Annotated in this window: 24 protein-coding genes, 1 tRNA gene and 1 pseudogene; 16 read left to right on the top strand and 10 right to left on the bottom strand. The window is 67.0% G+C overall.

Annotation, left to right across the window (positions count from 1 at the left end):
• Positions 1 to 43: 43 nt before the first annotated feature.
• Positions 44 to 1366: an MFS transporter gene (locus GEM_RS12910; RefSeq protein ID WP_014897835.1), complete on the bottom strand. Its 1323-nt coding sequence runs from the start codon at positions 1364 to 1366 to the stop codon at positions 44 to 46.
• Between the two features lie 170 nt (positions 1367 to 1536).
• On the opposite strand from GEM_RS12910, the gene GEM_RS12915 reads away from it, so the two are divergent.
• The 4 genes from GEM_RS12915 (at position 1537) to GEM_RS12925 (ending at position 6185) form a co-directional block, all read left to right on the top strand.
• Positions 1537 to 2466: a LysR substrate-binding domain-containing protein gene (locus tag GEM_RS12915; protein ID WP_014897836.1), complete on the top strand. Its 930-nt coding sequence runs from the start codon at positions 1537 to 1539 to the stop codon at positions 2464 to 2466.
• Between the two features lie 101 nt (positions 2467 to 2567).
• A complete protein-coding gene (locus GEM_RS32230) occupies positions 2568 to 2699 on the top strand; it encodes a hypothetical protein (protein WP_272148353.1) in 132 nt (43 codons plus the stop codon).
• A 738-nt stretch (positions 2700 to 3437) separates the two neighbouring features.
• A complete protein-coding gene (gabP, locus tag GEM_RS12920) occupies positions 3438 to 4832 on the top strand; it encodes a GABA permease (protein WP_014897838.1) in 1395 nt (464 codons plus the stop codon).
• 237 nt (positions 4833 to 5069) lie between these two features.
• The gene (locus GEM_RS12925) at positions 5070 to 6185 is read left to right on the top strand and encodes a GlxA family transcriptional regulator (protein WP_148283825.1); all 1116 of its coding nucleotides are present in this window, start codon (positions 5070 to 5072) and stop codon (positions 6183 to 6185) included.
• Positions 6186 to 6359: 174 nt separating this feature from the next.
• On the opposite strand, the gene GEM_RS12930 is transcribed toward GEM_RS12925, so the two are convergent.
• Positions 6360 to 6704: a cupin domain-containing protein gene (locus tag GEM_RS12930; protein ID WP_014897840.1), complete on the bottom strand. Its 345-nt coding sequence runs from the start codon at positions 6702 to 6704 to the stop codon at positions 6360 to 6362.
• A 332-nt stretch (positions 6705 to 7036) separates the two neighbouring features.
• On the opposite strand from GEM_RS12930, the gene GEM_RS12935 reads away from it, so the two are divergent.
• A tRNA-Gly gene (locus GEM_RS12935) sits at positions 7037 to 7111 on the top strand.
• Between the two features lie 298 nt (positions 7112 to 7409).
• Here the strand turns inward: GEM_RS12935 and GEM_RS12940 are convergent.
• The 4 genes from GEM_RS12940 to GEM_RS12955 are packed head-to-tail and all read right to left on the bottom strand — an operon-like array spanning position 7410 to position 10152.
• Positions 7410 to 7877, bottom strand: coding sequence for a nucleoside deaminase (locus tag GEM_RS12940; RefSeq protein WP_014897841.1), 468 nt, complete (start codon positions 7875 to 7877; stop codon positions 7410 to 7412).
• Positions 7878 to 7903: 26 nt separating this feature from the next.
• Positions 7904 to 8239: a hydroxyisourate hydrolase gene (gene uraH, locus GEM_RS12945; RefSeq protein WP_014897842.1), complete on the bottom strand. Its 336-nt coding sequence runs from the start codon at positions 8237 to 8239 to the stop codon at positions 7904 to 7906.
• 48 nt (positions 8240 to 8287) lie between these two features.
• Positions 8288 to 8809, bottom strand: a complete 522-nt coding sequence (gene uraH, locus GEM_RS12950) for a hydroxyisourate hydrolase (RefSeq protein WP_014897843.1) — start codon at positions 8807 to 8809, stop codon at positions 8288 to 8290.
• Positions 8810 to 8811: 2 nt separating this feature from the next.
• Positions 8812 to 10152, bottom strand: a complete 1341-nt coding sequence (locus GEM_RS12955; RefSeq protein WP_014897844.1) for an MFS transporter — start codon at positions 10150 to 10152, stop codon at positions 8812 to 8814.
• 383 nt (positions 10153 to 10535) lie between these two features.
• Here GEM_RS12955 and GEM_RS12960 point away from each other — a divergent pair, with 383 nt between their 5' ends.
• The 3 genes from GEM_RS12960 (at position 10536) to trmB (ending at position 13249) form a co-directional block, all read left to right on the top strand.
• Positions 10536 to 11474, top strand: coding sequence for a LysR substrate-binding domain-containing protein (locus GEM_RS12960; protein WP_014897845.1), 939 nt, complete (start codon positions 10536 to 10538; stop codon positions 11472 to 11474).
• A gap of 157 nt (positions 11475 to 11631) precedes the next feature.
• On the top strand, positions 11632 to 12159 hold the full coding sequence (gene uraD, locus GEM_RS12965; protein ID WP_014897846.1) for a 2-oxo-4-hydroxy-4-carboxy-5-ureidoimidazoline decarboxylase: 528 nt from the start codon (positions 11632 to 11634) through the stop codon (positions 12157 to 12159).
• 322 nt (positions 12160 to 12481) lie between these two features.
• Complete coding sequence (gene trmB, locus GEM_RS12975) at positions 12482 to 13249, top strand: tRNA (guanosine(46)-N7)-methyltransferase TrmB (RefSeq protein ID WP_014897847.1); 768 nt, start codon at positions 12482 to 12484, stop codon at positions 13247 to 13249.
• A 113-nt stretch (positions 13250 to 13362) separates the two neighbouring features.
• Here trmB and GEM_RS12980 read toward each other — a convergent pair whose 3' ends face one another.
• From GEM_RS12980 to GEM_RS12990, 3 genes are all read right to left on the bottom strand, one after another.
• Complete coding sequence (locus GEM_RS12980) at positions 13363 to 14193, bottom strand: undecaprenyl-diphosphate phosphatase (RefSeq protein WP_014897848.1); 831 nt, start codon at positions 14191 to 14193, stop codon at positions 13363 to 13365.
• A 78-nt stretch (positions 14194 to 14271) separates the two neighbouring features.
• Positions 14272 to 14853 carry a DUF1439 domain-containing protein gene (locus GEM_RS12985; protein WP_014897849.1) on the bottom strand — a complete coding sequence of 194 codons (582 nt, stop codon included), beginning with the start codon at positions 14851 to 14853 and terminating at the stop codon, positions 14272 to 14274.
• A 146-nt stretch (positions 14854 to 14999) separates the two neighbouring features.
• A complete protein-coding gene (locus GEM_RS12990; protein WP_041490542.1) occupies positions 15000 to 15317 on the bottom strand; it encodes a YkgJ family cysteine cluster protein in 318 nt (105 codons plus the stop codon).
• A 172-nt stretch (positions 15318 to 15489) separates the two neighbouring features.
• On the opposite strand from GEM_RS12990, the gene hemN reads away from it, so the two are divergent.
• The 4 genes from hemN (at position 15490) to GEM_RS13010 (ending at position 18307) form a co-directional block, all read left to right on the top strand.
• On the top strand, positions 15490 to 16881 hold the full coding sequence (gene hemN, locus GEM_RS12995; protein WP_014897851.1) for an oxygen-independent coproporphyrinogen III oxidase: 1392 nt from the start codon (positions 15490 to 15492) through the stop codon (positions 16879 to 16881).
• A 72-nt stretch (positions 16882 to 16953) separates the two neighbouring features.
• Positions 16954 to 17211, top strand: a complete 258-nt coding sequence (locus tag GEM_RS13000) for a hypothetical protein (protein WP_014897852.1) — start codon at positions 16954 to 16956, stop codon at positions 17209 to 17211.
• Between the two features lie 104 nt (positions 17212 to 17315).
• The gene (locus GEM_RS13005; RefSeq protein ID WP_014897853.1) at positions 17316 to 17972 is read left to right on the top strand and encodes a protein-L-isoaspartate O-methyltransferase family protein; all 657 of its coding nucleotides are present in this window, start codon (positions 17316 to 17318) and stop codon (positions 17970 to 17972) included.
• 11 nt (positions 17973 to 17983) lie between these two features.
• Positions 17984 to 18307, top strand: a complete 324-nt coding sequence (locus GEM_RS13010) for a rhodanese-like domain-containing protein (protein ID WP_006758748.1) — start codon at positions 17984 to 17986, stop codon at positions 18305 to 18307.
• A gap of 119 nt (positions 18308 to 18426) precedes the next feature.
• On the opposite strand, the pseudogene GEM_RS13015 reads toward GEM_RS13010, so the two are convergent.
• Positions 18427 to 18900, bottom strand: a pseudogene (locus GEM_RS13015) (aminotransferase class III-fold pyridoxal phosphate-dependent enzyme); the annotation flags it as partial.
• 334 nt (positions 18901 to 19234) lie between these two features.
• Between GEM_RS13015 and urtA the strand changes: the two are divergent.
• The 4 genes from urtA to urtD all read left to right on the top strand — a co-directional run bounded on the left by urtA (position 19235) and on the right by urtD (position 24344).
• A complete protein-coding gene (urtA, locus tag GEM_RS13020) occupies positions 19235 to 20542 on the top strand; it encodes an urea ABC transporter substrate-binding protein (protein ID WP_014897854.1) in 1308 nt (435 codons plus the stop codon).
• A 139-nt stretch (positions 20543 to 20681) separates the two neighbouring features.
• Positions 20682 to 22301, top strand: coding sequence for an urea ABC transporter permease subunit UrtB (gene urtB, locus GEM_RS13025; RefSeq protein ID WP_014897855.1), 1620 nt, complete (start codon positions 20682 to 20684; stop codon positions 22299 to 22301).
• Between the two features lies 1 nt (position 22302).
• Complete coding sequence (gene urtC / locus GEM_RS13030; protein ID WP_014897856.1) at positions 22303 to 23490, top strand: urea ABC transporter permease subunit UrtC; 1188 nt, start codon at positions 22303 to 22305, stop codon at positions 23488 to 23490.
• Positions 23487 to 24344, top strand: coding sequence for an urea ABC transporter ATP-binding protein UrtD (urtD, locus tag GEM_RS13035; protein WP_014897857.1), 858 nt, complete (start codon positions 23487 to 23489; stop codon positions 24342 to 24344). Before urtC ends, urtD begins: the two co-directional genes overlap by 4 nt.

Below are 24344 nucleotides of genomic sequence, written 5' to 3' on the forward strand. Positions count from 1 at the left end.
ATGACGGGATGTTGCTGATTGCTGGACTCGGCCGGTGCGCCGTTCATTCCGGCAGTGTCTGATGACGGGTTTCGACCGCGAACGGCAGGATCAGGATGCCGAGCCCGAACACGGCGGCGGTCCACGCGACCGGCACGCCGAGCGAGCCGTAGCCGTGAATCGCGGCGCCGAGCACGAAGTTCACGCCCGCGCCGATGAAGCGGCCGACCGACGCGTTGAACGCGAACGCGGTGGCACGCACGCGGGTCGGATATTGCTCGGGCAGCCACAGCGAGAAGATCGCGAAGTTGCCGCCGAAGAAGCCGAGGAACGCGAGCGAGATCATGAACGCGCCGAGCCCGTTCGGCTGGTAGAACGCCCAGCCGAACGCGAACACGATGGCCGCGGCCATGCCCGCGAAATACACGCCGAGCGCGGTGCGCCGGCCGACCCGTTCCGCGAGCCACGGCGCGACGAGGCAGCCGACGATCGTCGCGCACGACAGGATCGCCGCGCCGACCGACGCGAGCCGCATCGCACCGATGTGGTCGATGCCGGCGCGCGCCGCGAGCGTGCTGACCGCGCTCGCCTCGTAGACCGACCCGGCCCACAGCCCGACGATCGCGACGCCGACCAGGCTGGCGCTCGTCAGCGTGCGGCGCCGGAACGCCGGCGCGAAGATCTCGCGCAACGGATGCGCGCGGCGCGCCTCCGCCACGTTGCCGTCGCGCGCGTCATGCCGGCGCCACTGCCCCGGCTCCTTCACGCGCATCACGGTGAACACCGCGAGCAGCGCGGGCGCGAGCCCGCACAGGAACATCGCGCGCCAGCCGTAGGTCGCGCCGATCGTGTAGTTGAGGCAGGCCGCGATGAAGAAGCCGAAGTAGTAGCCCGTCTGCAGGTAGCCGGCGCCCATCTTGCGGCGGTCTTCCGGCCAGCTCTCCGCGACGTAGGTGCCCGCGAGCGCCCATTCGCCGCCGACGCCGATCCCGGCGATCAGCCGGCACGCGGCCAGCGCCCACACGTCGTGCACGAACGCGGCCGCGCCCGTGAATACCGAATAGATCAGGATACTCGCGGCGAGCGTGCGCACGCGCCCGAAGCGGTCGGCGAGCGGCCCCCAGATGAACGACAGCCCCCAGCCGATCAGGAACAGCGCGAACAGGATCGAGCCGTACATCCCGAGATTCGCGGGCGTCGCCGCGATGCCGGACGCCGGCAGCAGTTCGGTCAGTGCGGGAATCAGCACGAGCGCATAGATCACCGAGTCCACGCCGTCGAGCACCCAGCCCGCGTACACGGCCCAGAAGCCCTTGACCTGCTCGCGCGTGAGCGGCGTGCGCCGCGGCTTCGCGCCGGCCGCCGGCGCGTCGATCGCCTTGAACATCTTCGTCTCCTTGCCGGCCAGGCCGGCTTCTGTGCCGCGTCCGGTCCGGGATGACCGGTCGGCGGACTCTGTTGTGAGACGAGTATAGAAAGGTCAACGATCGCCGAAAAATATGATATTCATCTTGCTCGATCGGATTGGCTTATGGCTTGAATCGGGAGGCAGCGGCGATGGACCTGAGGCAATTGCGCTATTTCGTGAAGGTCGTCGAATGCGGCAACGTCACGCATGCGAGCGAGGCACTGCACGTTGCGCAGCCGGCGGTGAGCCAGCAGATGCGCAATCTCGAGCAGCATCTCGGGATGCAGTTGCTGGAGCGCAGCGTGCGCGGTGTCGCGCCGACCGCCGCGGGCCGCACGCTGTATCGGCACGCGCTCGAACTGCTGCGCCAGGCCGACGGCACGCGCGAGCTGCTGCGCCGCGATGCCGATACGCCGCAGGGCCGCGTGACGGTCGGGATGCCGTCCAGCACCGCGCGCGTGCTGGCGATCCCGCTCGCGCGCGCGGTGCGCGATCGTTATCCGGGCATCATGCTCGAATTGATCGAGGCGCCGAGCGCCGATCTCGACACGCTGCTCGAACGCGCGCGGCTCGATCTCGCGATCGTCGTCGACGCGGTCGACACGCGCGGCATCGCGATTCACCGGCTGCTGACGGAAACGCTGTACCTGATCACGTGGCCCGACTTTCCGGTACCGGACGATCCGGTCCCGCTCGACGCGCTCGCGCGGATGCCGCTCGTGCTGCCGAGCGCGCCGAACACGATTCGCAACCGCGTCGACTGGGCGATGCGCGAGGCCGGGCTGTCCTATGACATCAGTTTCGAAGCGAGCTCGACCGGGCTGCTGTTCGCGGCCGTGATGGCACAGCTCGGCGTGACGATCCTGCCGTGGACGGCTGCGCACGTCGAGATCGCCGAGCGCAAGCTCAAGCTGTCGACGGTCGCGCACCGGCTGTTCGAGCGCGACCTGTCGCTGTGCTGGCACGACACGGCGCTCGTCAGCAATGCGGTGCAGAAGGTGAAGGCGGAGATCGTCGCACTGTTCGACACGCTCGGGCGCCGGCCCGAGTGGGCCGACGGGCATCCCGGCCGGGTGTGACGGCATGCTGCGCCGACCATTGACAACGCCCCCCGCCGCCCCTTGACGTTGCTCGCATCGTAACCCTCACCGGTTCAGCTTAAGAGGTTGTCGGCCCGCTCGTGCTCGACACCTCTGCTTTCCTCGAAGGCCCGCTGCTGGGCGCCGGCCTGTTCACGTCGGTCGGCCCCAAGGACGCGTTCGTCATCAAGCGCTCGATCTCGAGCCACCATCTGTTCGCCATCGCCGTCTGACCGCCTCGCTCGCGTGGTTTCTGATGCTCGCCTACGGCGCGCGGGCCTGCCGCGCGTGGCTTTCTCGCATGCTCGCATGGCGCGTGCTCGACGTGTTCGTCGCGGTGATGATGCTCGGCTTCGCGATCAACGCGCGCTGAGTCCGGCGGCGCCACTCGGCGTCATGCTGCGAGCGCTGCACTGCATCGTAGTACGTATCAAATCTTCATCGTGCACGCTACTCGCCGAGTACGTCGTTGCCTGCCCTCGTGCGCCACTGGCACGGACGAATTCGGATCGCAAGATGATCGGCGACGAACCCACCTCCCTGAACTGATTGCCGCGATCGCAAAGACTCGGAACATTCAGGGGCGAGCCGCTCCTTCGGCGCGTCGGATCGCGAACGCGCGATCCGTTCGCAGGACATCCTCACGCAACGACTGCCGCATTCCGAATGACGTCCATGCGCCCCCTCCAGAGCAGATTTGAATGGCGGCGGCCATCCGGGCTTGCCCATATCCGATCCCGCGGCGGAATTCGCGTTGCCAATCATGAAACCCGCGTCGCCCGGAAAATGTCGCCGCCGATCAACTGCACGTCGCATTTGTTATGGGTAGCGGTCGGATATTTTCTAGATCGCATGGTTTTGTGCCGAGAAGATACATGTCGCCACGCAGGCAAAGCCGTCTCTCGCCGTCCTGCAACGCACAGTGCAACGAACAGCAGGCCGGACATTAGAAACATGGATTGGAGGATGACATGAATGGTAGTCACACGGGCCTAGCGACAGGCCTGAAGCAACGCCACGTCACGATGCTGTCGATCGCGGGCGTGATCGGCGCGGGCTTGTTCGTCGGCTCCGGCCACGCGATCGCGGCGGCGGGACCGGCGGCGCTGATCGCCTATGCGCTGACGGGCGCGCTCGTCGTACTGGTGATGCGCATGCTCGGGGAAATGGCCGTCGCGCATCCGGACAGCGGTTCGTTCTCCACCTACGCCGATCGCGCGATCGGCCACTGGGCCGGTTTCACCATCGGCTGGCTGTACTGGTGGTTCTGGGTGCTGGTGATCCCGATCGAGGCGACGGCCGCGGCCACCATCCTCAACGCGTGGTTCCCGGGCATCGCGACGTGGGTCTTCGCGCTGGGCGTCACGCTGCTGCTGACGGTCACCAACCTCTTCTCCGTCAAGAACTACGGCGAATTCGAATTCTGGTTCGCGCTGATCAAGGTCGTCGCGATCGCGCTGTTCATCGCGATCAGCGGCGCGGCCGTGTTCGGGCTGCTGCCGGGCGGCCACGCGTCGGGCTTCGGGAACCTCGTCAATCACGGCGGGTTCATGCCGCACGGGATCGGCGCGGTATTCGCCGGCATGCTGATGACGATGTTCTCGTTCGTCGGCACCGAGATCGTGACGATCGCCGCAGCCGAATCCGAAAACCCGGAGCGCCAGATCGTGCGCGCGACGAATTCGGTGATCTGGCGCATCTCGCTGTTCTATCTCGGCTCGATCCTGTTCGTCACCGCGATCGTGCCGTGGAACGATCCGCTGCTGCCGGCGCACGGCTCCTACCAGCGCGTGATGGAACTGCTCGGCGTGCCGCATGCGAAGGCGATCATCGACGTGATCGTGCTGGTATCGGTCGCAAGCTGCCTGAACTCGGCGCTGTACACCGCGTCGCGGATGCTGTTCTCGCTCGCGAAGCGCGAGGACGCACCGGCGTTCCTGCAGCGCACCGATTCGACCGGCACGCCGCGTGCCGCCGTGCTCGCCTCGACCGCGTTCGGCTTCCTGACCGTGATCGCGAACTACGTGGTGCCCGAGCAGGTGTTCAACGTGCTGATCGCGACCTCCGGCGCGATCGCGCTGCTCGTGTATCTGGTGATCGCGGTGTCGCAGCTGCGGATGCGCCGCATGCTCGACGTGAACGGTTCGGCGCTGTCGCTGCGGATGTGGCTGTTCCCGTGGCTCACGTGGGCGGTCATCCTGTTCATCTGCGGGACGCTCGTCACGATGCTGTTCCTCGACGGCCACCGGATGGAAGTCGCGGCAACCGGCGTGCTCGCCGGGTTCGTGCTGATCGCCGCGCGGCTGAACCAGCGCAGCCGTGACGCGCAGTCGACCCTCGGCCGCCGCGGCGTGTCATCGGCCTGAAGACGAAACGACGCGCGGCGGCAGGCGCGGGTTGCCGCTGCCTGCAAGTCGGACCGCGCGACGGTGATCCATTCGACCCGGCCCGGACGGTGACGTCCGGGCCGGGTCGTTACGATGTGGGCCGGCACTGCAGTTGACGTCCGCGACCACGTTGGCCCGCCGGGGCGATTCGACGAGAATCGCCCCGGCGTCCTTGTTTCGCATCTGCACCAGCAGTTGCCCGACCAGCACATCATCATGCGTCATGCCGCTCCTGTCGCCACGCTTCCGGAACCCGATAAACCGGCGCGTATCCGGTTCGGTTTCATCCTGTTGCCGAATTTCACGCTGACAGCGTTCTCGGGCATGATCGACGTGCTGAGACTCGCGGCCGACGAGGGAGACAACAGCCAGCCGGTCAGATTGTCGTGGACGATCCTCGGCGACGTGACGACCCCGGTTCGCGCGAGCTGCGGCATCCAGATCCCGGCGTGGCAAGCGTTGAATTCGCATCAGGAATTCGACTACGTAGTCGTCGTGGGCGGGCTCCTGCATGCTCGATCGGAAATGGACCCGGCCACCCTCGAATTCATTCGCGCGGCCGCGTCGGCAGGCGCGATGCTGGTCGGCATCTGCACCGGCGCGTTTGCGCTGGCGCGCGCGGGCGTGATGGCCGGCCATCGGATCTGCATCAGCTGGTTTCACTACTGGGACTTCATCGAGCGGTTTCCGTCCGTCGATGCGAAGCTGGTGGTTTCCGATCGCCTGTATGTGCTGGACGGCCGGCGCGTGACCTGCTCCGGGGGACGCGCGTCGATCGATGTCGCGGCCGCGATTCTGGTGCGGCACATCGAGCCGTCGATCGTCTACAAGGCGCTTCGGATCCTGCTGGTCGACGAGCGCGAGACGGTGAGCGCCCCGCAACCGCATCCGCCCGGTGTCGCGCCCAACGCGCATCCGAAGGTGAAGCGCGCGATCCTGCTGATGGAACAACATATCAGCCACTCGATCACGATCGACGAACTGGCGCGCAGACTCGACCTTTCGACCCGGCAGCTCGAACGGCTGTTCAGGGAAGCAACCGGCGGCGGGCCGGCAGCGTGCTACCGGGCGATCCGGATTCGCACGGCCGCATGGATGCTGATGCATCTGGACAAGAACATTTCCGAGATCGCGGCGGCCTGTGGATTTGCCGATGCGTCGCACCTCGGGCGCGAGTTTCGGCGGGCCTACGGGATGTCGCCGAGCGCTTATCGCGAGCGGCAGGCGCCCGGCGCAATCGGCGCAATCGGCGCAATCGCCGAAATGGCGGAACCGGCGCAGCGTGCGACCACACTGGGCGAACTGTTCCCGAATCGGCACGAGTTCTATTGAGGCGGACGTCGCCCGCTTGCGATCCCGGCTGAAAACCCGGTGGAATGACGCGCTTTGCGGGCGTCGTCTTGTCATGAATGTGTGTCGGGCCCTTCCAACGTGCAAGGGCCGCGATGACGAAGACCGCGGACCGGCAAGGTTTCCGGATGCCGACGGTCTGCGTGGGTCGAATGCTCAGGCAAAGACGAAGTACTTGCGCACCGTCTCCACTACTTCCCACGTTCCTTTCATGCCGGGTTCGATCACGAACACGTCGCCGGCCTTCAGGTGCACCGCTTCCTCGCCTTCCGGCGTGATGATGCAGTAGCCGTCGAGGAAGTGGCAGTACTCCCATTTCTCGTAGTTCACCTCGAACTTGCCCGGCGTGCAGATCCAGGTACCCATGATCTTGCTGCCGTCCTTGGACAGGTAGGCGTTGAGGTTCACGGTGTGCGGATCGCCGCCGATGCGCTTCCACTTGGTCGCGTCGAGGACCGGGGTCGGGCAGGTTTTGCGCAGAACGGTGATGAAATCGGACATGTCGGCTCCAAACTAACGATCGGGTAAGAGGTCTGTCACGTTAGATCGAAAGCGTTATCGGGGCTTGTATGCGTCCGACACCGACTCGTCTAATTTCGACACGGGCTTGCGGGCAAGCGCGCCGCCGGCGCGTTCCGTTCCGCCTGGGTCGGATGCGCTTTGCCCCCCTGGCGCTACCGTGCCGCGTCGTGTCGCAGTCGACCTGCTCGCGAAACTGGCGCATCGAGACGGGCCACCGTCGGGGAACGCGCAGTCCGCAATCAGTCGTTTGCCAGCGGCCAAAACTCTTCACTTGCAACATCCCCGCCAAACCCTGTAGAATCACGCGTTCTGCGGGCGTCGTATAATGGCCATTACCTCAGCTTCCCAAGCTGATGACGTGGGTTCGATTCCCATCGCCCGCTCCACGTTTCCTCCGCGCTGATCCGTCGGGTCAAGCGCCGGCCTCGAGAGCCAATCCGCAAGACTGCTGCAAGGGTCTGTGCCGGTCGCTCAAGCATCCCTCCCCTGTTGTCTCGCAAGCCGCACGTGCGTCGTCGCATCTGCTTCGTCACGCCCGGACGCTCTCGATTCACGCACCGCCGCGCCCGCCCAATGAAAAAAGGACACCCCTTCCGTCACGCGGAACGACGTGTCCAAAAACCGGTGCCGGGGAGTGCGCCGTTAGCGCCAGCACCGGTCAACCTGCGTCGGGCGAACCGCGGCTCAGCTACCCTGCACCGCTTGCCAGGCCTCGTACAGATCCTGCCCTTCATCGCGCGCGCGGTGATAAACCAGCTTCATCTCACGCTCCTCGAGCGGACGCGCGATCTCCACATAGCCGCGCGCGGCCGACAGGTCGTACGGCTCGCCGTCCTCGTTCGAGTACGCGTAATACACCTCGCTGACCCCCGCCAGATACATCGCCGACAGGCACATCGAGCATGGATACCCGCTCGCATACATGACCGAGCCGCTCAGGTCCGTGCTGCCCTGCGCCTTGCTCGCGGCGCGCACAGCCTGCATCTCGGCATGCGCGCTCGGGTCGCAAGTCGCTTCCACTTCATTGACCGAGCGGGCCAGCACCTTGCCGTCCCGGACCAGCACGGCGCCGAACGGCCAGGTCTTGCGCTCGCGAACGTTCTCCATGGCGAGACGGATCGAGTCGACGAGGTAGGTTTCTTGATGAGACATGGGACTGCTTCTCCATTCAGGTGGGGTCAACTGCCGCGGTACGTCGAGAAGCACCACGGCGAGCAGATCAGCGGCACGTGATAGTGCTGTGCCGGATCGAAAACGGTGAACCGCACCGGCACGACATCGGACAGCGCGGTCGCGTCCTTGAAATGCGTGCCGATCGCAAAGCGCAGCTCGAACTGCCCGGCCTTCGCCGCCGCGCCGGGCAGCATCGGCGCGTCGGTGCGCCCGTCGGCATTGCTGACCGTCCGGTTCAGCAGCCTGGGCGGCGTGACGCTCAGGTCATAGAGTTCGATCGGCACGCCGCTGATCGGCTTGCCGGTCGTCAGGTCGAGGACATGGGTGCTGATGCCAGCCATTCGCTTGCTCCAATTCGTGTCGAGGGATGCGGGGAGAGACCTCGCCGCTCAGCTGCCGCGGTAGTACGTGTAGTTCCACGGTCCGAACTGCACCGGCAGGTGCAGCCGCTCGACGGCGCTGTTCACGCGAAAGCGCACGGGAACCTGCGACAGGAACGACGGCGCAGCCACCTGCGCATCCTTCATCCGGAAGTAGTCGTCGACATGCAGCAGCAGCTCGTAGTCGCCCACCTGATACGCATCGCCGATCAGCAACGGTTCGTCGCTGCGCCCGTTCCGGTTGATCACGACGCTGCGGATCGGCACGGCCCGGCCGTTCTCGAGCCGCGAGAAGTCGACCTTCAGGCCGGTCGCGGGCGCACCGTGATAGGTGTCGAGCAGATGAATCGTCAGGCGCGGGCTCGCGCCGTGCAGCGAGATCGGATCCGCCGCCTGTGCGGGGCGCAGCGCGTCGCCCTGCACCGCCGATGCCGCCGCCGCGTTCGCGCGGCCGGCCAGCAGCATGCCGCCGGCCGCCGCCATCGACGCGATCACGAACTGCCGGCGATCCGTTTTGATGATGTCGCTCATGTTCAGGACTCCTTCGATCGACGTGCATGGACGATGCCGGTGACGACGAGCACGGCGGACAGCAGCTCGATCGCGGCAACGAGGTACAGGCCCGGTGCGAGACTGCCGGTCGCGCTCTTGACCAGGCCGAGCACGTACGGCGCGCCGAAGCCGGCCAGGTTCGACACCGAATTGATCAACGCGACGCCGATCGCGGCGGCGCTGCCGGCCAGGTACAGGTTCGGCAATTGCCAGAACACGGGGATCGCGCTCATCGTCCCGGCCAGCGCGATGATCATCGCGGCGATCGTGAATGCCGGCGCCACGCCGGGCATCCCGAGCAGCACGGCCAGCACCGCCATCGCGAGCGCACCGCAACCGGCCGGCACCGCGAAGTGCCAGCGCACCTCCTGGTTGCGATCGGAACGCGCGCCGTTCAGGATCATCCCGGCAGCACCGAACACGTAGGCCAGCGCGGCAATCCAGCCGATCACCACCGTCGTGCCGAAGCCCGAATCGCGGATGATGGTCGGAATCCAGAACGTCAGCGCGGAGTTCGCGCACAGCAGGCAGAAGAAGATGCCGATCAGCAGCCACACCTTCGGATTGCGGAACAGCGTGCGCCAGTCGTGCCCGCGCTCGCCGAGGTCGCGCTTGTCCGCGTCCAGCACGTTGCGCACGACCTGCTGCTCGGCCACCGACAGCCACTTCGCCTGCTCGGGCCGGTCGGTCATGTAGAAGTACGCGACGATGCCGGCCAGCACCGACGGGATGCCCTCGATCACGAACAGCCATTGCCAGCCGTGGAAGCCGTGCGAGCCGTCGAGCGACGTCATGATGCTGCCGGCCAGCGGGCCGCCGAGCACGCCCGCGATCGCGGACGCCGACATGAACGTGCCGAACGCCTTGGCACGCCGCGAGCTCGGATACCAGTAGGTCAGGTAAAGGATGATGCCGGGATAGAAGCCGGCCTCGAACGCGCCGAGCAGGAAGCGCAGGATGTAGAACTGCGTCGGCGTCTTGATGAACGACTGCAGGATGCAGATGATCCCCCAGCCGATCGTGATGCGCATGATGGTCTTCTTCGCACCGATCTTCTGCAGCAGCGCGTTCGACGGCACTTCGAAGAAGAAGTAGCCGAGGAAGAAGATCCCGGCGCCGAGGCCGTAGACGGCCTCGCTGAACTTGAGCGTATCGAGCATCTGCAGCTTCGCAAAGCCGATGTTCACGCGGTCCAGCCACGCGAGCACCCACAATGCGGACAGGAACGGCAGAAGGCGCCACGACACCTTGCGATAGACGCGCTCTTCAAGCGTCGGCTCGACCGACGAATAGACTGACGAATGCTGTTCTGTGACGGACACCGGTGTCTCCTGAAATAGTTCGGCCTGCGTGGGCCGGCGACCCCAAACCCTTCGTCCCGCCCCCGCGGCGTGCGGCGCTCCGCTGCCGCACCGGCGACTCGCAAGGTCGTGATCTTGTTGTGAAGCCCGACCATATAGCAGGGGCCTGCCGGCAGACAGGCGCGGGTTGTTATAGACCCCATAGCAAACGCCGGTGCAGGCCGGTTCCGTACCGCTTCGCGGGGCCCGTCCCGTCGCATCCGGCGGGCGTCCCGGCAGCTTCGGCAGCGCACGGCACGGCCCGGCGGCCGCGCGCGCCGGCACGATACGCCGCGCGGCGGGCCGTTGACGCCGTCCGACACTCGGCGGCAAAGTGGAGCCGGTCAACGAACCCGAACTTCCCCATGCGCAACGACGATCCACTGGACACCTACCTGCTTCGCGTCCTGTGCACGCTGGTCGAGGAACGCAGCGTGTCGCGCACGGCGATCCGCCTGAACCAGTCGCAACCGGCACTCAGCAGCGCGCTGAAGCGCCTGAGAAAGCTGTTCGACGATCCGCTGCTCACGCGCGAGAAGAACGAGATGGTGCCCACCGAGCGCGCGCTGCAGCTCACGCAGGACGCGCGGGTCGCACTCAATGCACTCGAGAAGATGTTCAGCGCCGACGACGCGTTCGACCCGCAGCGCTCCGAACGCACGTTCACGATCGCGATGCCCGACTACCTCGCACCGCCGTTCTTCGCGGACCTGGCCCGGCGCTTCCGCCAGCACGCGCCGAATTCGAAGCTCGTGACGCTGCCGATGGGCGCCGAGTACGACTACGAGAAGGCGCTGGCGGAAGGACACGTCGACGTGGTGCTCGGCAACTGGCCGACGCCGCCCGAACACCTGCACATGAACGTGCTGCTCGAAGACGAAGTCGTGTGCCTGATGTCGAAGGACAATCCGCTCGCGAAGCCCGGCCGGCTCACCGCGGAAAGCTATATCGACGCGTCGCACCTGGTGCCGCTGCCCTATTCGAGCTCGCAGCGCGGCGTGGTGGAGAGTTCGCTCGCGACGTTGCGCCTGAGCCGCGGCAGGCAGATGTCCTGCCCGTATTTCAGTCTCGCGCCGTATCTGGTGAGCGAGTCCGACCTGATCCTGACGACCGCGCGGCATTTCGCGGCCTACTATGCGCGCCGCCTGCCGCTGCTGATCCGCCCGGCGCCGTTCAACTTTCCGCTGATGCGCTTCTACGTGCTCTGGCATCCGAACAAGCATCGCTCGAAGGCGCATGCGTGGCTGCGAGGGTTGCTGTCGGACAGCGGCGAGCGGCTGAAGTCGATTGCCGATACCGCATGACGTGCATGACATACAGGCCGCGCGGACCCGCCACGGCCGGAATGCGCGGCGAATGCATCGACTGGTATACGGCCAATAGGACTTGCCCCCTTCTGGTTGCGCCGGCCCGATTCCTATACTCGGAACCTCCATTCCCGCTCCAAGGTTCCGACTGACGATGCCCTCGACCCCACTCGACACCCCCAATCTCGCCGCCATCAACACGATGGCGAAGGACCAGTTCGTCCAAGCCCTCGGCGACATCTTCGAACATTCGCCGGACGTCGCCGAGGACGCGTGGAACGCGCGCCCGTTCGCTTCCGTCGATGCGCTGCACGACGCGATGATGGCGAGCATCCGCGGGCGCGGCCTCGACGCGAGAAAGGCATTCTTCGATCGCCACCCGGAACTGTCCGCGCAGGCGGTGCGCGGCGGCGGGCTGACCGATGCGTCGGTCAGCGAGCAGACGAGCGCCGGCCTCGACGCGCTGACCGACGCCGAGGAAACCCGCCTGCAGCAGATGAACCGGCAGTATCGCGAGCAGCACGGCTTCCCGTTCATCATCTGCGTACGCCACTACACGAAGGCCGGGATCTTCTTCGAACTGGAAAGCCGCGTGTCGCGCGACACCGCGTTCGAGCTCGACTACGCGCTGAACCAGATCAAGGCGATCACGCGTCGCCGGCTCGACCTGCGGGTCGGCTGAAGCGCGCGGCCGCCGCAGTGCCGCAACCCGGGGCCGCGGCGGGGTTCGCGCCGGCCCCGGCGTCATATGTCCCTCCCAAACCGGCACGCCGCGGCGCCGGCCTCGACCTTGCCAGTCGGGTCAAACCAGTCCATAATCCGGCTCTTTCCGGTTTGCCGAACGGGAAATCCTTCAGGATCAACGGCTTGACGGCTCTCGCCGCGCCCGTCCACGTTCCGCAACCGCGCGCCAGCCGCCTCGTCGAAGGCGGCTTTTTTGTACCGCGCCGGCGCGTCCCGCGCGCCCGATGCCCGCGCCCGAACCGAGCCTTTCTCTGTCACCGATGATGCACGACGATCCGAACGAAGCCGGCCTGCCGCCGGACGATGCCGCCCTTCCCGACGAAGCCGCCGACGGCGCCGACGAAGTCAACCCGCTGCACCGCCGCCGCATCCGCAGCTTCGTGACGCGCGCCGGCCGCGTGTCGACCGGCCAGCGCCGCGCGCTCGACGATCTCGGCCCGCGCTTCGTCGTCCCGTACGCAGCGGAACTGCCCGACTGGGACGCCGTGTTCGGCCGCAGCGCGCCGCGCATCCTGGAGATCGGCTTCGGGATGGGCGCATCGACCGCGGAAATCGCCGCCCACCGCCCGGGCGACGACTTCCTCGGCGTCGAAGTGCACGAGCCGGGGGTCGGCGCGCTGCTGAAGCTGATCGGCGAGCAGGACCTGCCGAACATCCGCATCATCCAGCACGATGCGGTCGAGGTGCTCGAGCACATGCTCGCGCCGGAAAGCCTCGACGGCGTGCACATCTTCTTCCCGGATCCGTGGCACAAGGCGCGCCACCACAAGCGCCGGCTGATCCAGCCGCCGCTCGTCGCGCACCTCGCGTCGCGCCTGAAGCCCGGCGCGTACCTGCATTGCGCGACCGACTGGCAGAACTACGCGGAACAGATGCTGGAAGTGCTCGGCGCCGAACCGACGCTCGAAAACACGGCCGCCGACTACGCGCCGCGTCCCGACTACCGCCCGGTCACGAAGTTCGAACGACGCGGGCTGCGGCTCGGCCACGGCGTATGGGACCTGGTGTTCCGCAAGCGCGCCGGCTAAGCACGCTGCACGGCGGCGCACTGCACGCGCCGCCGCGCAACGGAAAACGGCCCGACCGGCATGTGCCGATCGGGCCGTTTGTCATGGGAAGCGCCCCTGCCCCCGCGCCGGCATCACGCCCAGTTCAGCCACCCGCTGTAACCCACGAGCAGCACGAACAAGCCGAACACGATCCGGTACCACGCGAACACGGTGAAGTCGTGCGTCGCGACGAAGCGCAGCAGCCAGCGCACGCATACGAACGCACTGATGAACGCGGCGACGAGCCCGAGCGCAAACAGGCCGAGCGAATCGACCGTGAACGCCTGCCAATCCTTGACGGTTTCATAGAGCGTCGCGCCGAAGATGATCGGAATCGCGAGGAAGAACGAGAATTCGGTCGCGACGCGCCGGTCGAGGCCGAACAGCATCCCGCCGATGATCGTCGAGCCCGAGCGCGACATGCCGGGCACCAGCGCGAAACATTGCGCGATGCCGACCTTCAGCGCATCGAGCGGGGTAAGCTCATCGACCGACTGGACGCGCGGCGGCTCGCTGCGCTCGCGCTGCCGCGCCTCGGCCCACAGGATGATCGCGCCGCCGACGACGAGCGCGAACGCGACCGGCACCGGCGCGAACAACACGGCCTTGATCTTCTTCTCCAGCAGCAGGCCGAGCGCGATCGCGGGAATCGTCGCGATCACGACGTTCAGCGTGAAGCGCCGCGCGTCGGGCCGGCTGGGCAGCCCGGACACGATGGACACGATCCGTTGCCGGTATTCCCAGCAGACCGCGAGGATCGCGCCGAACTGAATCACGACATCGAAGGTCTTTGCGTGCGCATCGTTGAAATTCAGGAAGCTGCCCGCAACGATCAGGTGACCGGTGCTCGACACCGGGAGAAATTCCGTCAGCCCCTCGACGACGCCGAGGATCAATGCCTTGCAGATCAGGATCCAGTCCATCCGTGGCCCAACTCCGAAGTAGTCGAATGAAAGGGCCACGTTGCCGCCGCGGCCCGCCCGGCCGCGCGCGGTGCACCGTCACTTTTCGACGATCGCCACGCGTATGCCGTTTGTAAGAATCGTAATTGTACCGGGTTCGTAGTTCACCCCGGCAAATTGCAGTTGTTCGGGCTTGAACGTATAGATCGGATAGTTGGTCAGCACCTGCGTCGCGAGCAGGCCGGCGGCCGCGCCGACCTGTTGCGCATACAGCTGCGCGTCGCCGTCGAGCACGAGGCTGTCGACGGCCGGCGCCTTCAGCACGACCGAGCGGCTCGGCGCGTCGTACGCGAGCTGGCCCGACACGGTGAACTTGCCGCTCACGGGCTCGCGCAGGAACGGGCTCGCGAAATGCGCGTCGAGCTGCACGGCGACGCGGTTCTGGTCAGGCAGCAGGTTGACCGCCGGATTCGCGAGCGATACGTCGACGACCTGCGCGACCGTCTTCTGGTACGGGAACTTGCGCGCGACGGCTTTCTGGACGTCGCCGCGCGAGAACGTGTAGTGATCGGGGATGAACGGAAACGTCGACGCGCAGGCGGCGAGCGATACCGACACGCCGATGGCGCCGGCGCAGGCGGCGAGGAAACGGCGCCGGCCGGGCGTGCAAGATGCGGTCATGCTGAACAATCTCCTGTATCGGGCGGAACGGCAGCCTGGCGATCGGCTCCGGCCCAGGTCGGCCAATGGACGGAGGTTAGTGCCGCGGCGCACGCCGCCGGTTCCATGCGTCGCAGCGCGTGCGCCGGCCGGTGCGCGGCAGCGCGTTACCGCGCCGAGCCGGCGCGGGGCGACGGCTGCGTCGCGACCTCGAGGCGCGTCAGCCACGCCAGTGCGTCGTCGCGCGACGCCCCGCACATCTCCGCGGACGGCTGCAGCCCCGAACAGCACGCGGGGCGCTCGGGGCGGCCGAAGATCCGGCAGCGCAGGTCGTCGCCGAGCTGAATGCAGCGCACACCGGCCGGCTTGCCGTCGGGCATCCCCGGAATCGGACTGGAAATCGACGGCGCGATGCAGCACGCACCGCAGCCCTCACGACACGCATGCGGCGGCGGGACTTCGGCGGGTGCCGGGCGGACAGGCATTTCGACGGACACTCGACTCTCTCGAACGGACAACAAAAAACGGTGCGGCAACCGGACGCGGCGTCCGGCAGCTCACTGCGCATTGTGCCACCACCGGCTGCGACGTTATTACACAATGCAGCCGAAACGCACGTTTATATACTCGAAAGCATCTAAAAAGCGCGAGACCATCATGAATTCCGGTTCTGCCGACACCCTGTTCCGTCCCGATTTGCTCGCGAAGTACGGCGCGAACGGGCCGCGCTATACGTCCTACCCCACCGCGCTGCAGTTCCGCGACGATTTCGATCCGGCCGACTACGTGCGTGCGGCGAGCGATCCCGGCGCGTCGTCGAGCGAGCTGTCGCTGTACTTCCACATCCCGTTCTGCAACACGGCCTGCTTCTATTGCGGCTGCAACAAGATCGCGACCAACAACCACCGCCGCGCGCGCCCGTATCTCGAGCAGTTGAAGCGCGAGCTGGCGCTGCAGGCCACGCTGTTCGATCCCGCGCGCCCGGTCACGCAGCTCCATTGGGGCGGCGGCACGCCGACCTTCCTGTCCGACGGCGAAACGGCCGAGCTGATGGCGGCCACCCGCGAGCATTTCGCGCTCGCGCCGGACGCCGATGCCGAATCCTCGATCGAGATCGACCCGCGCACGGTCACACCGGCGACGCTCGTCCACCTGCGCAACATCGGCTTCAACCGGCTGAGCCTCGGCGTGCAGGATTTCGATCCGGTCGTGCAGCAGGCGATCAACCGGATCCAGCCGCTCGCGATGACGGCCGACCTGCTCTCCGCCGCGCGCACGACGGGCTTCCATTCGGTCAGCGTCGACCTGATCTACGGGCTGCCGCACCAGACCATCGCCGTGTTCGCGCGCACGCTCGAGACGATCATCGAGCTCGCGCCCGACCGGCTGTCGGTGTTCGGCTACGCGCACATGCCGCACCTGTTCAAGATGCAGCGGCAGATCGACGATGCGACGCTGCCGCCGCCCGCAACGCGCATCGCGCTGCTCGGCCTCGCGATCGACATGCTGACGTCGGCCGGCTACGTGTACATCGGGATGGATCACTTCGCGCGGCCGTCCGACGAACTCGTGCGCGCGCAGCGCAACGGCACGCTGCAGCGCAATTTCCAGGGCTACAGCACGCGCGCGGATACCGACCTGGTCGGCTTCGGCGTGTCGTCGATCGGCAAGGTCGGCGACGTCTATGCGCAAAACGCGAAGGACTTGCCGGCCTATGGCACCGCGCTCGACGCTGGCCGGCTGCCGATCGCGCGCGGCGTGCGGCTCACGCCCGACGACCGGCTGCGCCGCGACGTGATCACGCAACTGATGTGCAACCTCGAACTGCCGTTCTCGCATATCGAGGCCGCGCACGGGATCCGCTTCGCCGATCACTTCGCGCGCGAGCTCGACGCGCTGCGCGGGTTCGAGCAAGACGGGCTGCTGACCGTCGCCGGCGACCGCCTGACGATCCACCCGGCCGGCCGGATGGTCGTGCGCAACATCGCGATGGCGTTCGACGCCTACCTCGGCCAGACGCCGCAGCAACGCTACTCGCGCACCGTCTGACGCCGCGCGGCCGCATGCGGGCGGCCGGTTTGATAAAGTAAGGGGCTTAACGCCCCTGCAAGCACCCGCACGATGCGCACCACCAAAGCAACCAACGCGGTCGAACGCCTGAAGACCCGCTCCGGCAACCCGCAGTTCGCGGCCGTCGCGATGGCGGGCGGCCTGTTCTATCTGGTCGACCGCTCGGGCGGCACCGCCGAGAAGCGCTGCGAGCCGCTGCCGCTCGACGAATTCGTCAAGTTCGTCGACGAATTCGGCCCCAAAAAGCCGCGCAAGGCGAGCAAGCTCGACCTCGCGTTCGAGGCGCAGATCAAGAAGAGCAAGGGGTAAAGGTCTGTTGCAGGCCGTCTGAAGGCTTCGCCGCCGCCCCGTTTGGTACAATCACGAAGTTTCTCTATCCCCGCTGATGGCCGACCAGGCTGCGTGACCACACCATGAATATCGAAAACGCGCGTTTCAACATGATCGAACAACAGATCCGGCCGTGGGACGTGCTGGATCTGGACGTCCTGGGCCTGCTGTCGATCGTCAAGCGTGAAAATTACGTTTCGCCCGAACATCGCGATCTCGCGTTCGCGGACCTCGAACTGCCGCTGCCCGGCAGCCGCAGCAAGATGCTGTTCCCGCGCGTCGAAGCGCGCGTGCTGCAGGAACTGGCGGTCAAGAAGCACGAGAACGTGCTCGTGATCGGCGCGGGCTCCGGCTACCTGGCCGCGCTGTTCGCGCATCGCGCGCAGTCCGTGACGGCCGTCGAGATCGATCCGGCCATCGCGAAGTTCGCGGCAGACAACCTGCGCAACGACGGCGTGACGAACGCGGAAGTCGCGCTCGGCGACGGCTCGCTCGGCTGGCCGGGCAAAGCGCCGTACGACGTGATCTGCGTCGCGGGCGGCCTGCCGGTCGTGCCGCAGCAGATGCTCGAACAGCTGAAGATCGGCGGCCGCCTGTCGGCATTCGTCGGCGGCCGTCCGGTGATGAAGGCGCAGATCATCACGCGCATCGACGACAAGCAGTACCGTGTCGCCGACGTGTTCGAAACCTACGTCGACCACCTCGTCAACGCGATCGAACCGTCGCGCTTCAAGTTCTGAACGGCGGCCCCATGCAGATCCTGACGCCCGCGATGCTCGCGGAATGGCTTCGTGATCCGGCGCGCCCCGCGCCGGTCGTGCTCGACGTGCGCGAGCCGTGGGAAATCTCCACCGCACAGATCGCCGGCAGCGTGTCGATCCCGATGCAGCAGATCCCCGCGCGCAGCGAGGAGCTCGACGACGAAGCGGAAATCGTCTGCGTGTGCCATCACGGGATGCGCAGCGCGCAGGTCGCGATGTTCCTCGAATCGCGCGGCTTCACGAAGCTGTACAACCTGCAGGGCGGCATCGACGCGTGGTCGCGCGACGTCGATCCGTCCGTGCCGCGTTACTGACCTTCCCGGCGGCGCAGCACCTGCCGCCGCGCCGGCCGGCAGGTTGCCGCCGGCCGCACTGATCCGCCGAACGGGCGCGCATGGCGCGCCCGTTTGCATTTCCGCCTCCGCGTCCCGCCCTACCCCGTTTCCGCCAGCGCATCGGCGACGATCGCGAACAGCTCGGCGACCTGCGCGTCGTCGATGATGAGCGGCGGCGAGAACGCGAGGATGTCGCCCGTCTAGCGGATCATCGCCCCCTTACTGGTAGCACCTGACGAACACGTCATACGCACGCGCGCCCGGCTTGCCGTCGCGCGGCTTCAGCTCGACGGCGCCGACGAGGCCGAGATTGCGCCCGTCGATCACGTGCCGCGCGTCCTTCAGCGCGTGGATCTCTCGCTCGAACAGCCGGCCGCGCGCGTAGAGATTCATCGTCGCGCACGCGGCTGCCATCGCGAGCGGGTGTCCCGAATACGTATCGCCGTGGAACAGCTCGATGCCGGCGGCGCGCCGCCGACGATCGCGTCGTGGATCGCGTCGCTCGCCGCGACCGCGCCCATCGGCACCGCCGCGTGGTTCGTGCCTTTCGCCATCGTCGGCAGGTCGGGCGTGTTCGTGTCCGGCTGACTCATGGCGGCTCCTCGTCGAGGTCCGGCGCGGCAACGCGCTGCGCCGGCGTGGTGCGAAGACATGGGGCGCGGCGGATCGAACATCGAGTGCAGGCACCGCAACGGGGAAGACAACCGTGCACCATTTGCGCCCGCGCGAGCGCACCGCAACGGATCGCGCGTGCTGCACGACGCATCATCCGCACCGCGCCGACGCCCCGCCCCATCCCGCACAGGCACGCCAGGCGTGCATCCGCGCGACTGGCACATGCCTTGCGTAAACCCGATGCCGACGCCACCACGGCGCACGCTCAACCAACACGTCAAGGGGAAACCGATGAAACGTCGCAGTCTGCTGAAGTTCGGTTCGATGGCCGGTGCGCTCGCGCTGGCGGGCAAGAGTCCGTTCGCGCACGCAGCCGATGCGGGCACGGGCCCGATCAAGGTCGGCATCCTGCATTCACTGTCGGGCACGATGGCGATCTCCGAAACGTCGCTGAAGGACACGGCGCTGATGACGATCGCCGACATCAACAAGAACGGCGGCGTGATGGGCCGCAAGCTCGAGCCGGTGGTCGTCGACCCGGCATCGAACTGGCCGCTGTTCGCGGAGAAGGCGCGCCAGCTGCTCACGCAGGACAAGGTCGCCTGCGTGTTCGGCTGCTGGACCTCGGTGTCGCGCAAGTCGGTGCTGCCGGTGTTCGAGGAGCTGAACGGCCTGCTCTACTACCCGGTGCAGTACGAAGGCGAGGAAATGTCGCGCAACGTGTTCTACACGGGCGCCGCGCCGAACCAGCAGGCGATTCCGGCCGTCGAGTACCTGATGGGCGCGGAAGGCGGCAGCGCGAAGCGCTTCTTCCTGCTCGGCACCGACTACGTGTATCCGCGCACGACCAACAAGATCCTGCGCGCGTTCCTGAAATCGAAGGGCGTGAAGGATGCCGACATTCAGGAGGTCTACACACCGTTCGGCCATAGCGACTACCAGACCATCGTCGCGAACATCAAGAACTTCTCGCAAGGCGGCAAGACGACCGTGATCTCGACGATCAACGGCGACTCGAACGTGCCGTTCTACAAGGAACTCGGCAACCAGGGGATCAAGGCGACCGACGTGCCGGTGGTCGCATTCTCGGTCGGCGAGGAAGAGCTGCGCGGGATCGACACGAAGCCGCTCGTCGGCCACCTCGCCGCGTGGAACTACTTCATGTCGGTGAAGAACCCGACCAACACGAAGTTCAAGGACCAGTTCGCCGCGTGGGTGAAGGCGAACAACCTGCCGGGCGGCGCGAAGCGCGTGACCAACGACCCGATGGAGGCGACCTACGTGGGCATCCACATGTGGAAGCAGGCCGTCGAGAAAGCGAAGAGCACCGACGTCGACAAGGTGCGCGTCGCGATGATCGGCCAGACCGTCGCCGCGCCGTCGGGCTTCACGCTCGCGATGGACGGCAATCATCACCTGCACAAGCCGGTGATGATCGGCGAGATTCGCGGCGACGGCCAGTTCAACGTCGTGTGGAAGACGAAGACGGCCGTGCGCGCGCAGCCGTGGAGCCCGTTCATCGCAGGCAACCAGGGCAAGCCGGACATCGTCAGCTCGATTCCGGCGTTCCTGCGCCGGCAGCGCGCAGCGCTCGCCTGATGCGATGCGGAGCGCCCCCGCACGGCGTGGCGCTCCGCTCGCACACCGATGCCGGTGCGCCGCCGCGATTGCTGACGCACCGCATGCGCCCGCACACCGTTGCACGAATGTGCTTTCCCACGCCCGACAGGATGTCCCGATGCCTACACGCTTTCGCCGCGCCGCCGTCGCGGTCGTCGCCTGTGCCGCGCTTGCCGGTGCGCTGCCGCGCGCCGCGTTTGCACTGACGGCCGCCGATACCGCCGCGCTCGCCGGCGACGACTTCGACGCGAAAACGGCCGCGATCGAACGGCTCGCCACCGATCCCGATCCGCGCGCCGTCGCCGTGCTCAATGCATTGTCGACCGGCGACGCGCTCGCGACCGGCGACGCTCGCCTGCTGATCCAGACCGGTGACACCGCGCACGACGCGCTCACGCAGGCCGCGACGCCGGCCGGCGACGCGCAGCCGGTGATGCTGAACAACCTGCTGCGCACGAAAATCGCCGGCGCGCTGTCGGGGCTCGCCCTCGCGTCGCCCGATGTCACTACGCGACGCGACGCGATCGATACCCTGCTGAAGTCGCCCGACCCGACGCTCCAGCCGATGATCGACCGCGCGCGGGCGAAGGAGACCGATCCGGCATTGAAGCGCCGCCTCGATGCGCTGTGGGCGATCGCCGCGTTGCACGATGCCGATCCGGCGATGCGTCTCGACGCCGTACAGGTCGTCGCCGCGCGCCGCGATCTCGACATGATCGAACAGTTGCGCCCGCTCGTCGCGAAGAACCCGGACGGCAGCGACGCGGAGCCCGACGCGCGCGTGCGCGAAGCCGCGCAGCAAGGTCTCGAGGCGTTGCACGCGTTGCAGCGCCGCGGCGAGATCGCCGGCACCGTGTTCGCAGGCCTGTCGCTCGGCAGCGTGCTGCTGCTCGCGGCGCTCGGCCTCGCGATCACGTACGGGCTGATCGGCGTGATCAACATGGCGCACGGCGAATTCCTGATGATCGGTGCGTACGCAACCTATGTCGTGCAGACGCTGATCCAGCGCTATGCGCCGGCCGCGTTCGACTGGTATCCGCTCGTCGCGGTACCCGCGTCGTTCGCGGCGGCCGCGCTGGTCGGCATCGTGCTCGAACGGCTCGTGCTGCGGCACCTGTACGGCCGCCCGCTCGAAACGCTGCTCGCGACCTTCGGCGTGAGCCTGATCCTGATCCAGGCGACGCGCATGCTGTTCGGCGCGCAGAACGTGCAGGTCGTGAACCCGTCGTGGATGAGCGGCGGCGTGACCGTGATGCAGAACCTGATCCTGCCGTACAACCGGCTCGCGATCCTCGCGTTCGCGCTCGCGGTCGTGTTCGTGGCGTGGGCGGTGCTGACGAAGACGCGGCTCGGCCTGTTCGTGCGCGCGGTCACGCAGAACCGCCGGATGGCCGCATGCGTCGGCGTGAAGACCGCGCGCGTCGACGCGTATGCGTTCGCGTTCGGCGCAGGCATCGCGGGCCTCGGCGGCTGCGCGCTGTCGCAGATCGGCAATGTGGGCCCGGACCTCGGGCAGAACTACATCATTGATTCGTTCATGGCGGTCGTGCTCGGCGGCGTCGGACAGATCGCCGGCACCGTGCTCGGCGGCTTCGGGCTCGGCCTCGTCAGCAAGGCGATCGAGCCGTTCTGGGGCGCCGTGCTCGCGAAGATCGCGGTGCTCGTGATGATCGTGCTGTTCATCCAGAAACGTCCGCAGGGCATGTTCGCCCCGAAGGGACGCAGCGCGGAGGCGTGACATGACTTCATTCACCGATTCGTTGTCGAACCCGGTCGCCGACGCGCCGAAACCCGCTGCCGCCGCGCGCGCGGAGGAAAGATTCGCGCTCGGCCTGCCGCCGCGCCCCGCGCTGCTGTCGCGCCGCGCGTGGCTCGCGCTCGTCGCGCTATGCATCGCGATCGGCGTCGGCGTGCCGCTGGCCGCGCTGGTCGCGCCCGAATCGAGCGCGTTCCACCTTTCCGCGTATGCGATGACGCTTGCCGGCAAGCTGATGTGCTACGCGATCGCCGCGCTCGCGCTCGATCTCGTCTGGGGCTACTGCGGGATCCTCAGCCTCGGCCACGGGCTGTTCTTCGCGCTCGGCGGCTATGCGATCGGCATGTACCTGATGCGCGAGATCGGCCGCGACGGCAAGTACGGCAGCGACCTGCCCGACTTCATGGTGTTCCTCGACTGGCATCAGCTGCCGTGGTACTGGAGCGGCACCCAGCATCTCGGGTGGGCGCTCGCGCTGGTCGTGCTGGTGCCGGCCGTGCTCGCGTGGGTGTTCGGCTTCTTCACGTTCCGCTCGCGCGTGAAGGGCGTATACCTGTCGATCATCACGCAGGCGCTGACGTTCGCCGCGATGCTGCTGTTCTTTCGCAACGAGACGGGCTTCGGCGGCAACAACGGCTTCACCGACTTCAAGCGCATCGCGGGGTTTCCGATCACGTCGCCCGGCACGCGCACGGTGCTGTTGCTGCTGACCTTCGCGACGCTCGTGCTCGCGTTCGTCGCCGCGCGCGCGATCGTCACCAGCAAGCTCGGGCGCGTGGTCACCGCGGTGCGCGACGGCGAGACGCGGCTGATGTTCCTCGGCTACAGCCCGCTCGCGTACAAGCTGTTCGTGTGGACGCTGTCGGCCGTGCTGTGCGGGATCGCAGGCGCGCTGTACGTGCCGCAGGTCGGCATCATCAATCCCGGCGAGATGTCGCCCGGCAACTCGATCGAAATGGCGATCTGGGTCGCGGTGGGCGGGCGCGGCACGCTGATCGGGCCGATCGTCGGCGCGTTCGCGGTGAACGGCGCGAAGAGTTTCTTCACCGCGTACTTCGCCGAATACTGGCTGTTCTTTCTCGGCCTGATCTTCGTGCTCGTGCCGCTGCTGCTGCCGCGCGGCATCATGGGCCTCGTCGACACGCTGCTCGCAAAGGGGAAACGGAGATGAACGGCACGGCCCTCTACCAGTTCATGCCACCGACCGAAGACGATGTGCTGGCCGTCAGCGGCAGCGCATCGATGGGCCGCGTGGTGCCGCCCGGGATCGACACGTCGCACGGCACGATCCTCTACCTCGAGGACATCGAGGTCAGCTTCGACGGCTTTCGCGCGCTGAACAAGCTGTCGCTCGCAATCGACGCCGGCGAGCTGCGCTGCGTGATCGGTCCGAACGGTGCGGGCAAGACGACGATGATGGACGTGATCACCGGCAAGACGCGCCCGGATGCGGGCAAGGTGTTTCTCGGCCAGACCATCGACCTCGCGCGGATGAACGAACCGGAAATCGCGCGCGCGGGCATCGGTCGCAAGTTCCAGAAGCCGACCGTGTTCGAACAGCATCCGGTGTGGGAAAACCTCGAACTGGCGATGCAGACCGACAAGGGCTGGCTCGCGTCGCTGCGCGCGCGGCTCGACCGCACCGCGCAGGCGAAGATCGAGGAGACGCTCGCGCTGATCGGCCTCGAAAGCGACGCGTATCGCGCGGCCGGCGAGCTGTCGCACGGACAGAAGCAGCGGCTCGAGATCGGCATGCTGCTGATGCAGCGCCCTGCCCTGTTGCTGCTCGACGAGCCGGCGGCAGGGATGACCGATCACGAGACGATGGAACTGGCCGCGCTGCTCAACACGCTGCGCGGCACCTGCTCGCTGATGGTCGTCGAGCACGACATGGCGTTCGTCGCGGCGCTCGCGGGCGACACGGGCCGCGTGACGGTAATGGCCGAAGGCGCGGTGCTCGCGCATGGCACGCTCGACCAGGTCAAGCGCGATGACGCGGTGATCGAGTCCTACCTCGGACGGTAA

It is taken from the genome of Burkholderia cepacia GG4 (genome assembly GCF_000292915.1).
In the GTDB taxonomy this organism is placed as follows: domain Bacteria; phylum Pseudomonadota; class Gammaproteobacteria; order Burkholderiales; family Burkholderiaceae; genus Burkholderia; species Burkholderia cepacia_D.